This window comes from Micromonospora sp. NPDC003241 (assembly GCF_053589795.1).
This window is the reverse complement of the sequence record NZ_JBSFSO010000001.1, coordinates 226,862-240,558: the sequence shown is the minus strand read 5'-3', so window position 1 is coordinate 240,558 and position 13,697 is coordinate 226,862. Positions and strand designations below refer to the sequence as shown.

Below are 13,697 nucleotides of genomic sequence, written 5' to 3'. Positions count from 1 at the left end.
CGACGGCCTACCCCGCGCCGGGCCGGACCAGTGACGGCCCGGCCCGGCGCGGCTCACAGCGGGTAGGTGCGGGCCACGGCGAGCATCTCGGAGCTGTGCGAGCCGGCGACGCCGACGTCCGGCGGGCGGGGCCGGAAGCCGGGTACCGCGTCGAGACCGTCGCTGGCGTCCATCGCGCGGAACGCGACCTGCGGGGCCTTCGGCGCGACGGTCAGCGTGATCTCGATGCCCTCCGGCGGTGGGGCGTGGAAGACCACCCCGAATCCCCACCGGCCGTCGCGCACCTCGACCGGCACCGGCCGCCCCGCCACCGCAGCGCTGCGGACCGTCGCGGTGGACGTGTCCACGTGCAGGGTGGTCAGGCGTACCGGGCGTTGCGGGGTGAGTCGTAGCCGCAGGGTGCGCTCGTCGGCGGTGCCGGTGTCGGCGAGCACCTCCAGCCGGGGCGCGGGCAGGGCCGCCGCCTCCGCCGGGCCGGCGAGCAGTTCCTCGGCGCCGATGCCGGGGAACTCGTCGGCGATCCCGACCGGCCCGTCCACGTACTCGCCGGTCCAGGGTTGCGGGGTCGACTCGTGACTGAGCCAGCGGGCCGTCGCGGTGTCGGCGTCCAGGGCGTACATCAGGTGGGTGGGCACCGGGTGCGCGGCGTCGAACCGGTCGACGGCGAAAGCGGTGCCGGCGAGGACCACGGTGGCCAGCGCGGCGGCACCGGCCGGCAGGGCGCCGAGCCGGCGGGCCCGCAGCGCCACCATGCCGCGCTGTCCGCCGGCCTCCGGATGCAGCAGGTCCACGACCGGCAGCGCGGCCAGGCCGAGCAGCACGGCGAAGAGAGCGGCCACGCCGCCCATGCCCATGCCGAGCGCCGGGAAGAGCAGCACCACGGTCGGCAGCAGCACGATCACCGCCACCGCCGCGCCGAGGGTGACCGCGACCACCGGCACCGGACCGTCCCGCCGGGTGGCGACCGCGACCAGGCCGGCGAGCGCACCGGCCAGCGCGGGCAGCGTCGCCAGGTACGCCCCGCCGGGCACCAGCACGGCGAGGAGTACGCCGAGCAGCGCCAGCCAGCCGAGGCCGCCGACGGCCAGCGCGGCGGGGCCGACCCGGCGACGGGTGAGCGCGTACCAGGTGAACAGGACGGCGGCGGCGAGCGCCAGCACGGCGAGTCGATAGAGGGTCGGCCGGTACGGGTCGAGCAGTTCGGCGTACCCGGGCCGCAGGGCGGTGATCGCCACCCAGAGCAGTTGTGCGCCGACCGGCGCGACCACGATCGGTACCAGCCCCAGCGCGAAGCCGGCGGCCAGCCGACCGGTGGTGACCCGGCCCCGGCGGCGGGCCAGCCAGCCGAGGGCGACGACGGCCACCAGCGCCAGCAGGGCCAGCGGCAGCACCAGCGTGCCGGGGTAGCGGACCAGCCCGCCCGGCACCGGGAAGTAGGTGGCGTCGTGACCGGCGCGCAGGTCACCGAGGTCGATAGTGCCGAACTCGCGGGCGAGGCCCAGCGTGTTGTCGCCGTGGTGCTGGAGGCTGGCCCGGTCCATCGACTCCGGGGTGTCCAGCGGGGTGTGATAGATCGCCCCGCCGTCGAGGTACGCCGAGTTCAGCCCGACGAAATCGGCGTCGAGGAAGGCGGTGAAGTCGGTGTCGTTGGGCAGCGCCCGATAGACCTCCACGGCGAACGAGGTGCCCACCGGATGCGGTGCGGCCCGACCGAAGACGTCGACCAGCGCGGCGTTCCGGGGCGACGTCTCGAACATGATCACTGGCCCGGTGCGTCCGCGCGCCTCCAGGTTGAGCACCACGCCCTTGCCCGCCGCGAGCGGGTGCTCGGTGGCGAAGGCCGACGCCCCGCAGAGGCACGCCTCCTCGGCGTCGGTGAGCACGAACACGATGTCGTTGCGTGGGGCGGGACCGTCGGTCAGGGCGCGGGCCACCTCCAGGATGGTGCCGACACCGGCGCCGTCGTCGTTGCCGCCCGGGCCGGTCTGCACCGCGTCGTAGTGGGCGACCAGGAACACCGTGCCGGTGGAGGCGGTGCCGGGCAGCCGGGCCACCACGTTGCGGACCCGGGCCAGGGTGGCCCCGCCCGCCGCTCCGCTGAGCTGACCGGCCTCCTCGGCGACCGTGTCCTGCACCTCGGTCTGCAGACCGAGACCGCGCAGCACCGTCTCCAGGTGGGCGCGGACCTCGTCGTTGGCCGGGCTGCCCGCCACGTGCGGCCGACTCGCCACCTGCTGCACGTGCGCGTACGCCCGTCCGGCGCTGAACGTGTCCGTCGCCGCGTCCGTCGGACGGGGTGCCGGGGGCCGGATGTCGAGCAGCGCGGTGGTGCCGACGGCGACCAGCGCGACGAGTGCCGCGAGCGCGGCGAGGGGCCGCCGGGCCGGTCGGGAGAGGGCACGGTCGGCGGCGGGGCTGGGGGGTGCGCCCACGGGGTGGCTCCTCGAAGGGGGGGTCCTGGGGTGGACATCATCCTCCATGCCGGGCCGGGCCGCCCCCTCGTGTTGTGTGCGAACGTTGTCTAATACAGGATCAGCAGGGCACTCGGAAGGAGCCCGACATCGCCAACGACCTCCCGCCCGTGGCGGCGGTGACCCGGCCGCACCGGGGGACCGGTATGACCGGTCCCTCCGTCGTGTCGTGGCCGTATCCGCAGGGCGGTCTCGGGGGCAATCCCAACCTGCCGCCCGGCGAGCGACTCCGGGTGCTGCTGGTCGAGGACGACGAGGCCGACGCGTTCCTCGTGGGCGAGCTGCTCGCCGAGACGAACTCGGGAATCGACCTGCTGGTCGCGACGAGCCTGCGCGAGGCCCGCAACCGCGTCGCCGGGGTCGACTGCGTCCTGCTCGACCTCGGGCTGCCCGACGCGCAGGGGCTGGACGGGCTGCGGCAGGTGCTGGAGATGTCCGGCAGCGCGGCGGTGTGCGTACTCACCGGCCGCTCGGACGAGCACCTGGGCATCGTGGCGGTCGCCGAGGGAGCACAGGACTACCTGGTCAAGGGCCAGGTGGACGGGGTGCTGCTGACCCGGGCGCTGCGGTACGCGGTGGAGCGCAAGCGGGCCGACGAGAACGCCCGCCGGCTGCGCGAGGTGGAGCTGCGTCAGGCCGAGTCGGCGCGTCTGGAGCGTGGCCTGTTGCCCCAGCCGCTGATGTCGACCGACCAGATCGCGGTGCACACGTTCTACCGCCCCGGCCGGCACGCCGCACTGATCGGCGGAGACTTCTACGACGTGGTGCAGACCCGCCCGGACCGGGTCGACCTGATCGTCGGGGACGTCTGCGGACACGGGGTGGACGAGGCGGCGCTCGGCGTCGAACTGCGGGTGGCCTGGCGCGCGTTGGTCCTCGCCGGCGTGCCCGACGACGAGGTGCTGCCCGCGCTGGAGCAGGTGCTGATGAGCGAGCGCCGTCTCCAGGAGATCTTCGCCACGGTCGCGGCGGTCCGCCTCGACCTGGCGGCCAACCGGGCGACGGTACGCCTGGCCGGTCATCCGCCGCCGGTGTTGCTCACCGGCGGGCGGGTGGTTCCCGTGCCGGCACCGGGTGGTCTGTTGCTCGGCGTACGGCCGCGCCGGCCGGTCGCCTTCGACCTGGAGTTCGACACCGATGACTGGTCCCTGTTGATGTACACCGACGGTCTGATCGAGGGCCGGGTGGGCGATGGTGACGAACGCCTCGACGTGCCCGGCCTCACCCGCCTGCTCGCCGAGCCGGACAGCCGCCGACTGCCGCTGTCCGACGTGCCGGCCTGGCTGGTGGGCCGGGCCGAGCAGCTCAACGGTGGCCCGTTCGCCGACGACGTGGCGATGCTGCTGGTCTCCCGGGGCGGTGGCCGGTGAACCTGGCGGCGAGTACGTGGACGCTGCGTCGCCGGGTGCTGGTGATGCTCGGTGTGGTCGGCGCGATCCTGCTCAGCGTGGCGGGGGCGGAGGCCGTCGTGGCCACCAAGAACCGCGAGTACACCGACGTGCTGCTGTTGCAGGTCGGGCCGCTGCGTGTGCAGGGCCAGGAGATGCTCAACGCGCTGCTCGACCAGGAGACCGGGGTACGCGGGTACGCGGTGACCGGAGACCTGGAGGACCTGGCCCCGTACGAGCAGGGGTTGGCCCGGGAACGGGCGACGGCGCAGGAGATCCGGGAGCTGTCCGGCAAGTACCCGGAGATCGTCGCGGACCTCACGGTGGTCGAGCAGCAGGCGCAGGAGTGGCGGCGCACGGTCGCCCAGCCGGTGATCGACACGACGAACAGCAGCGGCACGGCGGCCGGGCAGGCCCTGTTGACCGACGAGAGCCGCCAGCGGTTCGACCAGCTACGCACCTCGGTCGCCGCGTTGCAGGACGAGATCTTCACCGCCCGGGAGGCGACCGTCCGGGACGTCGAGCGGACCGGCAACATGCTCGTCGTCCTGCTCATCGTCGCCGCGCTGGTGGTCGCGCTGGCCGGTATCGCGCTGCTGCTCTCGCTGGACCGGATGGTGCTGCGCCCGCTGACCGCGTTGGCCGGGCAGGTCCGCCAGGTGGCGACCGGCGACTACTCGCACCGGATCTCCGGTGCCGGCCCGCCGGAGTTCCAGCGTCTCGGCGAGGACGTGGACGCGATGCGCCAGAAGATCGCCGCGGACCTGACCGAGGTACGCGAGGCGCGGGAGCGGATCGAGTGGGTCAACACCCAGTTGCAGAAGCAGGCGGAGGAGCTGACCCGGTCCAACCGTGACCTGGAGCAGTTCGCCTACGTCGCCTCGCACGACCTGCAGGAGCCGCTGCGCAAGGTGGCCAGCTTCTGCCAACTGCTCCAGCGGCGGTACGCCGGCCGGCTCGACGAGCGGGCCGACCAGTACATCGCCTTCGCGGTGGACGGCGCGCAGCGGATGCAGCGACTGATCAACGACCTGCTGGCGTTCTCCCGGATCGGGCGGATCACCGCCGGGTTCACCGAGGTGGACCTGAACCGCCTGATGGGCGAGGTGTCCGCGCAGACCGAACCGGCCCGCCAGTACGCCGACGCGGAGTTGACCTGGGGCGACCTGCCGGTGATCCGGGGCGAGGAGCCGCTGCTCACCAACCTGCTGGTGAACCTGGTCAGCAACTCGGTGAAGTTCCGCCGCCCGGACGTCACACCGAAGGTGCACGTCTCGGCCCGGCTGGTCGACGACGAGTGGGAGATCACCTGCCAGGACAACGGCATCGGGATCGAGCCGGAGTTCGCCGAGAAGATCTTCGTGATCTTCCAGCGGCTGCACGCCAAGGACGCGTACCCGGGCACCGGCATCGGACTGGCGATCGTCAAGAAGATCGTCGAGTACCACGGTGGCCGGGTCTGGGTGGACACCGACGTGCCCGAGGGCACCGCGATCCGCTTCACCCTGCCGGCGCTGCCCGCTGACATCGAGCGCGCCAGGCACGCCGCCGGCGCGGACGAATCGGCCGCCGACGCGGCGTCGTCGCGCGGTGCCGCAGCCGGATCGGGTTCGGAAACCCCAGGTGACGGCGGTACGGTCGGCGAAGAGGTGGGTGCGGGGCGGCCCTCGTCCGGTGTCGCTCAGCGCACCGGCGGGTCGACCGACGACGACGGACCGCAGGCCCCAGGTGGGGCATCGGGCAACGGAACTGGTGGCATGAAGGAGGCGGTGAGATGACCGCGCCGGCTGACGGCAACAGCCCGATCGAGGTGCTGCTGGTCGAGGACGACCCGGGTGACGTGCTGATGACCCGGGAGGCGTTCGAGGAGCACAAGCTGCGCAATCGGCTGAGCGTGGTCTCCGACGGTGCCGAGGCGCTGGCCTACCTGCGCCGCGAGGGCGAGTACGCGGACGCGCCGATGCCGGACCTGATCCTGCTCGACCTGAACCTGCCGCGTCGGGACGGCCGGGACGTGCTGGAGGAGATCAAGAAGGACGAGCAGCTCTGCCGGATCCCGGTCGTGGTGCTCACCACCTCGCAGGCCGACGAGGACATACTGCGCAGCTACCAACTGCACGCCAACGCGTACGTGACCAAGCCGGTGGACTTCGAACGGTTCATCGCGGTGGTCCGGCAGATCGACGAGTTCTTCGTCAGCGTGGTGAAGCTGCCGCCGCGTGGCTGACACGTTGGTCGACGACGTCGCCGGGTTGCTGCGGGAGACCGCGGACCGGGTGGTGCTGCCGCTGTTCCGGCACCTCGACGACGCCGACGTGACCGAGAAGGCCCCCGGTGAGCTGGTCACCGTCGCCGACCGCCGCTCCGAGGAGATGATCAGCGCCGGGCTGCGTCGGCTGCGCCCCGGGTCGGTGGTGGTCGGCGAGGAGGCGGTGGCCGACGACCCGGGCCTGCTGCGCCACCTGAGTTCCGCGGGTGAGGTGTGGCTGGTCGACCCGATCGACGGCACCGCCAACTTCGCGGCCGGCAAGTCCCCGTTCGCGTTGATGGTCTCCCTGCTCAGCGAAGGCCAACCGAGGGCGGCGTGGATCCTCGACCCGATCGCCGGGACGCTGGCCACGGCCCGGGAGGGCGCGGGCGCGTACCTGGACGGCGCGGTGGTGCGTCTGCCCGCCGACGCGCCACCGGTCGGCGAGCTGCGGGGGGCCGCGATGACCAAGTTCCTGCCGGCGTCGTCCCAGCGTACGGTCGTGGCCGGTGGCTCCCGGATCGGCGAGTTGCTGCCGGGCCAGCACTGCGCCGGGCGCGAGTATCTCGACGTGCTCACCGGGCGGCAGCAGTTCGTGCTGTTCTGGCGCACCCTGCCCTGGGACCACGGCCCCGGCACGCTGCTGGTGCGGGCCGCCGGTGGGGTGGCCCGTCGCCTCGACGGCACCGACTACCACCCGGCCGACACCGAGCCGGGTCTGCTGGTGGCCGCCAGCGACAAGGTCTGGACCGAGGTGCACAACACGCTTTTGGCGCCCTGACCGCCAGATCCACCGTCCCGCGTACGGCATGACCGACGTGAATGCGAATGCGCTGCGTGAGGTCGTGGTGTCGGTGTGTCGACGGTGCGGGCCGTGTGGGGTTCGGGGGCGTGGTTCTGCGGGTCCGGTCCGGTATCCTGACCGGCGGTCTTCGCCAGCAGGCCGCCGACCGGCGCCGGCGGCGGCCGCCGCCGCGCAGCGCCTCCCCGGAGGCCGGCGGCCGACGAAAGGATGCTTTCGTGCGCAGGTCCATGCCCATCGGGCGGCGGGTTCTCCGGCCCCTGATCGCCCTGCTCGCCGCAGTGGCGCTGCTGTTCGGCCTCGGTGCCGTGCCGGCGTACGCCGAGCCCAACGAGGGGGGCAGCAAGAAGCTGCGGGACGCCCTGGAGTCGACCGCCAAGGCACACATCGAGGCCAAGCGGAAGCTTGAGGGCTCGGAGAAGCGGCAGAAGCAGATGGCCACGCAGTTGGCCGACGTGGAGGGCCGGTTGGGCGAGCTGACCGACCTGGTCGGCGAGGTGGCCGCGCAGTCCTACCGGGTCGGTCGGCTGAGCGCGGCGGCCGCGCTGCTGGACAGCGGCACCCCGGAGGCCTTCGTGCAGCGGGCCGCCAGCCTCGACATGATGGCCCAGCGGGACGGTCGTCGGGTGCGCGAGCTGACCGAGGCCCGCGAGGAGGCCCGGCAGGCCAAGCTCGCGATCAACGCCGAGGTGCGCGAGCAGCGCAAGCAGCTCGCCGTGATGGCGAAGAAGAAGAAAGAGGCCGAGACGGCCCTGGCCGCGGTCAGCTCCGGCGGCAGCGGCGGGTTCAGCGGCGGCAACTCCAGCTCGGCGCGACCGGCGCCGCGCAACTCCGACGGCTCCTGGCCCGGTGAGTCGTGCTCGGTGAACGACCCGACCACCTCCGGCTGCATCACCGCACGCACGCTGCACATGCTCAACCAGACCAAGGCCGCCGGTTACAAGCGGCACGTCTCCTGCTACCGCAGCGGCGGCTCGGGCGAGCACCCGAAGGGCCGGGCCTGCGACTTCTCGGCCGCCACGAACGGCTTCGAGGACCGCACGGCCACCGGCGGCGACAAGTCGTACGGGGACAGCCTGGCCGCCTGGCACGTCCGCAACGCGGACCGGCTCGGCATCCTCTACGTGATCTGGTATCGACAGATCTGGCACCCGGGGACCGGCTGGCGGGCGTACGGCGGCAGCGGCAGTCCGGCGGCGGACCACACGAACCATGTTCACACCTCGATGTACTGACCCCTTGCCCGTCTCCTGCTGCGTACCATCGCCACGATGAACTCTCCATCGCCTGAGGTGGCGGTGCCCGCCGTGCCCTCCGAACCGGAGGCACCCCGGGCACTGCCCAACGGGCTCGCCGCGTTCCTGGTCTTCTACTCCAGCGGAGCCGTCCTGGTCCTGGAGACCGCCGCGCTGCGCCTGGTCGGGCCGTACGTGGGGGTCACCCTCCAGGTCACCAGCTCGGTCATCGGCATCGCGCTGGCCGCGATCGCGTACGGGGCGTGGGCGGGCGGCTGGCTGGCCGACCGGCGCAACCCGCGTACGCTGCTGGCGCCCGCGCTGGTGCTCTCCGGCATCGCCACCGCGATCACCCTGCCGGCGGTGCGGTACGCCGGTGAGGTGCTGCGGGGCGGCGCGGAGAGCGCGATCCTGCTGCTCGTGGTGGTCGCCGTGTTCGCGCCCGCGATGTTGCTCTCCTCGGTCAGCCCGCTGGTGATCAAGCTTCAGCTCGCCGACCTGCGCCGGACCGGGCAGGTGGTCGGTCGGCTCTCCGGCATCGGCACGCTGGGCGCCGTGACGGCCACCCTGGTCACCGGCTTCGTGCTGGTCGCCGCGCTGCCCAGCACGGTCATCCTGTTCGGGCTGGCCGCCTCGCTCGGCATCACCGGCATCGCGCTCGGGGTGTACCTGCACCGGCAGGACCGGGCGAGCCTGCCCGGTCCGGCCCGGACCAAGGCCGCGTTGGCGGTGCTGGGTCTGGTCGGCGTGGGGCTGACCGTGGTGGCACCGGATCCGTGCGACGTGGAGACGGCGTACCACTGCGCCCGGGTGGAGGCCGATCCCGGCCGGTCCACCGGGCGGACGCTGCTGCTGAACTCGGCCCAGCACTCGTACGTCGACCTCGCCGACCCGACCCACCTGGAGTACGCGTACACCCGGTGGATCGGGGCGGTGGCGGACGTGCTGGCGCCGGAGGGGCAGCGGCTCGACGCGTTGCACCTCGGCGGTGGCGGGTTCACCGTGCCGCGCTACCTGACCGCCACCCGGCCCGGCACCGACAACCTGGTCTTCGAGATCGACGGCGGGCTGGTCGAGCTGGGGGAGCGCCACCTCGGCGTACGCCAGGGACCGGACCTGCGGGCCGAGGTGGGCGACGCCCGGATGCTGGTGGCCGCGCAGGGCACCGACACGCGGGACTTCGTGGTCGGCGACGCGTTCGGGCATCTGGTGGTGCCGTGGCACCTGGCGACCCGGGAGATGGCCGCCGAGGTGCGGCGGGTCACCCGGCCCGGCGGGGTGTACGTGCAGAACGTGATCGACTATCCGCCGCTGCGCTTCATCCGGAGCGAGGTCGCCACCGTCGCCGCCGAGTTCCGGCACGTGGCGCTGATCGCCCCTCCGGAGGCGCTGGCGGGGGAGCGGGGCGCGAACTTCCTCATCGTCGCCTCGGACGCGCCGCTGCCGTTGGCCGCCGTGCGGGCCCGCCTGGACGACCGCAACGAGGCGGTCAGCCTGCTCTCCGGCGGCGACCTGACCGACTTCGTCGGCGACGCACTGGTGTTGACCGATGACTACGCGCCGGTGGACCAATTGCTCGCGACCGCCTGATCGGGTGAGATCGTGACCGAATCCGACCAGAAAGGTGTAGGCGGGTTCGCGTCGGGCAACAACGCCGACCATGGGTGGTGGCCAACGCAGGGGCACGCAACTGCTCGGTGAGCGGTACCGGCTGATCGAGCAGGTCGGCACGGGCGGTATGTCGGTGGTCTGGCGCGGCTACGACGAGGTGCTGGGCCGCCAGGTGGCGGTCAAGGTCCTCGCGTCCCGGCTGGCCAGCGACCGGGCCTTCCGGCATCGGATCCGGATCGAGGCGCAGGCCGCCGCCCGGCTCTGCCACCCCAACATCACCAACGTGTACGACTACGGGGAGTCCGAGCAGGTCGGGCTGACCGTGCCGTACGTGGTGATGGAGCTCATCGACGGCGCTCCGCTGACCGCGCGGCTGCGCCGGGACGCCCGGCTGCCCTGGCGGGAGGCGGTGACGGTGGCGGCGGAGGTGGCCTCCGCGCTGGCCACCGCGCACGCCCGGGGCGTGGTGCACCGCGACGTCACGCCCGGCAACGTGATGCTGACCCCGACCGGCGTCAAGGTCGTCGACTTCGGCATCTCGGCGCTGGTCGGCGAGAGCGAGAAGGGACCGGACGGCACCCTGCTCGGCACGCCCGCCTACCTCGCCCCGGAACGGCTCGACAACGGCCAGGTCAGCCCCGCCACCGACGTGTACGCGGTCGGGCTGCTGCTCTACCGGATGCTCACCGGGCGGCTGCCCTGGGAGGCGAACACCACCACGCAGATGCTGCGGGCGCACCTGTACCGCGATCCCGCGCCGATGCCGGACGTGCCGGAGCTGCCCGACGGTGTCGCCGAACTCGTGCACCGCTGCCTGGCGAAGCCCCCGGAGGACCGGCCGCGCACCGCCGAGCTGGCCCGGTGCCTCGCCGAGGCGGTCGGCAAGGTGACCGCGCGGGCCGGTGACGAGCGGCCCGCCGCGCCGATGCTGCTGGCCAGCGTCGGCACCACGATCCTGCCCTGGTCGGCGGCGACCGGCGCGCTGCCCTTCGCCGGCCTGCGTACCCGCCGTGCCGCGACCCGCCGCCGCCGGATCGAGGCGGCGGTGGCCGCCACCGCGTTGATCGGCGTGACGGCGATGGTCTGGACGCTGACCGCGCGCAGCCCGGCCAGCGGCGGCATCGACCAGCCCACCCAGGCCCGGATGGGCACCGAGCAGACGATCCCCTGCCAGGTCAGCTATGCGTTGCGGACGGACTCGGGCACCGAGTTCACCGCCGAGCTGAGCCTGACCAACTCCGGTGAGCGGGAGCTGCGCGACTGGACGATGAGCTTCACCTTCCCCGGGAAGCAGACGGTGACCAAGGCGAGCCCGGCGCAGGCGCGTCAGCAGGGGCGGTCGGTCGCCGTGCAGCCGGCGCCGGAGAAGCCGGCGCTGGCACCGGGCGCCACCGAGAAGATGACTCTGACCGGCCGGTACACCGGGCCGAACCCGCTGCCGCTGGAGTTCCGGGTCGGCGACGCGCGGTGCGGGGTGCAGGTCTCCGGGGTCGCCGGCAGCACACCGGCCACCGGTAAGCCGGTGAAGGCCACCACGACGTCGAAGGGTTCGGGCGGCTCCGGTGGCACCAAGGCCAAGAGCGGTCAGGACAAGAAGCCGGCCGGGACGAAGACCAAGCCCGGCAAGGACAAGTCCGACAAGGACAAGCCGGGCAAGGGCAAGTCCGGCAAGGACCAGCAGCCCGGCAAGGACAAGCCGAAGAAGGGCAAGCCCGGCAAGGGCAAGAACTGACCTCAGGTGACCAGGGAGAACCGCTGTACGTGCTCGATGGTCCCCTCGACGATGAGCGTGCTGCCCCGGACCAGGTCCAGCCCGTCGTTGACGTAGCGGAAGCGGCTCTCGCCGGGCGGCCTGATCCCGATCACCCGTACGCCGTAGCGGTCCAGCAGCCGTACCTCGCTGAGCGCCTGCCCCACCAGCGACTCGGGTACGCGCAGCTTGGCGATGGCGAACGCGTCGTCGAGCTCCAGGAAGTCGAGCATCCGGCTGACGATCAGGTGGGCCAGCCGCTCGCCGGTCTCCGCCTCGGGGAAGATCACGTGCTGCGCGCCGACCGAGGACAGGATCTTCGCGTGCTGCGCGGAGGTGGCCCGCGCCCAGATCTGCGGTACGCCGAGCTCGACCAGGGCCAGCACGGTCAACACGCTGGCCTGCACCGATGCGCCGATGGCCACCACCACGCGTTGCAGGTCGGCGACACCGAGCTGGCGCAGCGCGTCCTCGTCGGTGGAGTCGGCCTGGGCCACCTCGTCGAGCTGGGCCGACCACTTCTGCACCTGCTGGGCGTTGCGGTCGATGGCCAGCACGTCGTGCCCGAGGGCGCTGAGCGACTCGGCCAGGTGACAGCCGAAACGGCCCAGCCCGATCACGGCGATGGTCTCGTCGTCGGATCTCTTAGCCGACAATGGGTTGCTCCTCTGGATAGCGGTAGAGCCGGCGGCGGGTGTTCAGGGCGATGGCCGAGCCGAGGGTGAGCGGACCCACCCGGCCGATGTACATCAGGACGGTCAGCAGGAACACGCCCCCGTCGTGCAGCGACGACGCCAACCCGACCGTGAGCCCGGTGGTGCTGAACGCCGAGGTGATCTCGAACAGCGCGTTGGTGAGCGGCACCCCGTCGGTGAGCAGGATCAACACGAAGGTGCCGGCGGCCACCATCGCGACGCTGAGCAGGGTGACGGTCAACGCCTGCCGCTGGCTCGACGTGGCGATCCGCCGGTGCCCGACCGTGACGTCCGGCTCGCCCCGGATCTCCGCCCACATGATGAAGGCGAGCAGGAAGAACGTGGACACCTTGATGCCACCGGCGGTGCTGGCGCTGCCGCCGCCGATGAACATCAACGCGGTCAGCAGCGGGTAGCTCTCCTCCCGCAACCGGTCGATCGGCATCACCTCGAAGCCGCCGGTCCGGGAGAGGGTGATCTGGGTGAACGCGGCGTTCACCTTGCCCGGCATGTCGTACTGCCCGATGGTCCACGGGTTGGACCACTCGCTGGCCAGCAACATCACGAAGCCGAGGGTCACCAGCACGACGCTGCCCCAGATGGTCAACTTGGTGGCCACCGCCCAGCGCACCGGCCGCCGCCACTCGCGGACCGCCTCGAACAACGCCGGGAAGCCCATCCCGCCGACGATCGAGCCGAGGGCCAGTGGCAGGGTCACCCAGGGGTCCCGGGCGAAGGCCAGCAGCCCGTCGGAGTAGAGCGAGAAGCCGGAGTTGTTGAACGCCTGGATGGAGTGGAAGGACGCCGACCAGAGCGCCCGCCCTAGGGGGTACTCGTAACCGAGCCAGAGCCGGGCGGCGACCAGCACCGTCATCACCGCCTCGCACGCCAGCACCGTGGCGGCGATGTGCATCAACAGCCGGCGTACGTCACCGAGCCCGTACTCCAGGGTCTCGGCCTGCACCAGCATCCGGTTGTGCAGACCGAGCCGCCGGGACACGGTCAGGATGACCAGTGCGGCCAGCGTCAGGATGCCGATGCCGCCGATCTGGGTCAGCACCGTGATCACCACCAGCCCGGTCTCGGACCAGTAGTTCGGCGTGTCGGTGATGGCCAGCCCGGTGACCGAGACCGCCGAGGTGGCGGTGAACAGGGCGACCGGAAACGGAGGATGCTGGTGCTGGATGGTCATCGGCTCCAGCATCAGCAGACCGGTGCTGAGCAGGATCGTCACCAGGAATCCGACCGGCACCAGCCGTACGGGGTGACGAAGGAACCGGCGCACCAGACAATCTTCTGATTCCGTCCGGTCCCCGGTGCGGGAATCGAGATCCCGAGCGAGCGCCGACACTCAGGGGCACCAACCACCGGTCAACGTGCGGCAGCATGCCGCTGTCCGCTGTCCGCTGTCCGCTGTCCGCTGTCCGCTGTCCGCTGTCCGCTGTCCGCTGTCCGCTGTCCGCTGTCCGCTGTCCGCTGTCCGCTGTCCGCTGTACG

The 13,697-nt window shown here is 72.3% G+C and carries 10 protein-coding genes; 7 read left to right on the top strand and 3 right to left on the bottom strand.

Going from position 1 to position 13,697, the window contains the following annotated elements; translation table 11 throughout:
* Positions 1-53: 53 nt before the first annotated feature.
* Complete coding sequence (locus ACWDVW_RS01155; RefSeq protein WP_449943228.1) at positions 54-2,432, bottom strand: M28 family peptidase; 2,379 nt, start codon at positions 2,430-2,432, stop codon at positions 54-56.
* 158 nt (positions 2,433-2,590) lie between these two features.
* Between ACWDVW_RS01155 and ACWDVW_RS01150 the strand changes: the two genes are divergently transcribed.
* From ACWDVW_RS01150 to ACWDVW_RS01120, 7 genes are all read left to right on the top strand, one after another.
* A complete protein-coding gene (locus ACWDVW_RS01150; RefSeq protein WP_449943225.1) occupies positions 2,591-3,841 on the top strand; it encodes a PP2C family protein-serine/threonine phosphatase in 1,251 nt (416 codons plus the stop codon).
* A 44-nt stretch (positions 3,842-3,885) separates the two neighbouring features.
* Complete coding sequence (locus ACWDVW_RS01145) at positions 3,886-5,637, top strand: sensor histidine kinase (RefSeq protein ID WP_449943512.1); 1,752 nt, start codon at positions 3,886-3,888, stop codon at positions 5,635-5,637.
* A complete protein-coding gene (locus ACWDVW_RS01140; protein ID WP_396741818.1) occupies positions 5,634-6,086 on the top strand; it encodes a response regulator in 453 nt (150 codons plus the stop codon). Before ACWDVW_RS01145 ends, ACWDVW_RS01140 begins: the two co-directional genes overlap by 4 nt.
* Positions 6,079-6,888: an inositol monophosphatase family protein gene (locus ACWDVW_RS01135; protein WP_449943222.1), complete on the top strand. Its 810-nt coding sequence runs from the start codon at positions 6,079-6,081 to the stop codon at positions 6,886-6,888. Before ACWDVW_RS01140 ends, ACWDVW_RS01135 begins: the two co-directional genes overlap by 8 nt.
* 239 nt (positions 6,889-7,127) lie before the next feature.
* A complete protein-coding gene (locus ACWDVW_RS01130; protein ID WP_396741814.1) occupies positions 7,128-8,144 on the top strand; it encodes a coiled-coil domain-containing protein in 1,017 nt (338 codons plus the stop codon).
* Positions 8,145-8,180: 36 nt separating this feature from the next.
* Positions 8,181-9,734 (top strand): fused MFS/spermidine synthase, encoded by a 1,554-nt coding sequence (locus ACWDVW_RS01125; RefSeq protein WP_350692982.1) that lies wholly within the window; start codon positions 8,181-8,183, stop codon positions 9,732-9,734.
* 70 nt (positions 9,735-9,804) lie between these two features.
* Entirely contained in the window at positions 9,805-11,487 is a 1,683-nt protein-coding gene (locus ACWDVW_RS01120; protein WP_449943218.1) for a serine/threonine-protein kinase, read from the top strand.
* Positions 11,488-11,489: 2 nt separating this feature from the next.
* On the opposite strand, the gene ACWDVW_RS01115 is transcribed toward ACWDVW_RS01120, so the two are convergent.
* Both ACWDVW_RS01115 and ACWDVW_RS01110 read right to left on the bottom strand, forming a co-directional pair.
* Positions 11,490-12,161: a potassium channel family protein gene (locus ACWDVW_RS01115; RefSeq protein ID WP_449943216.1), complete on the bottom strand. Its 672-nt coding sequence runs from the start codon at positions 12,159-12,161 to the stop codon at positions 11,490-11,492.
* Positions 12,151-13,485, bottom strand: coding sequence for a TrkH family potassium uptake protein (locus ACWDVW_RS01110; RefSeq protein WP_396741807.1), 1,335 nt, complete (start codon positions 13,483-13,485; stop codon positions 12,151-12,153). The genes ACWDVW_RS01115 and ACWDVW_RS01110 overlap by 11 nt, the downstream gene beginning before the upstream one ends.
* Between the last annotated feature and the right edge of the window lie 212 nt (positions 13,486-13,697).

Coding starts and splice junctions, on each gene's coding strand:
- ACWDVW_RS01145 (WP_449943512.1), top strand. CDS start 3,886: ATGCTCGGTGTGGTCGGCGCGATCCTGCTCAGCGTGGCGGGGGCGGAG.
- ACWDVW_RS01140 (WP_396741818.1), top strand. CDS start 5,634: ATGACCGCGCCGGCTGACGGCAACAGCCCGATCGAGGTGCTGCTGGTC.
- ACWDVW_RS01125 (WP_350692982.1), top strand. CDS start 8,181: ATGAACTCTCCATCGCCTGAGGTGGCGGTGCCCGCCGTGCCCTCCGAA.
- ACWDVW_RS01120 (WP_449943218.1), top strand. CDS start 9,805: ATGGGTGGTGGCCAACGCAGGGGCACGCAACTGCTCGGTGAGCGGTAC.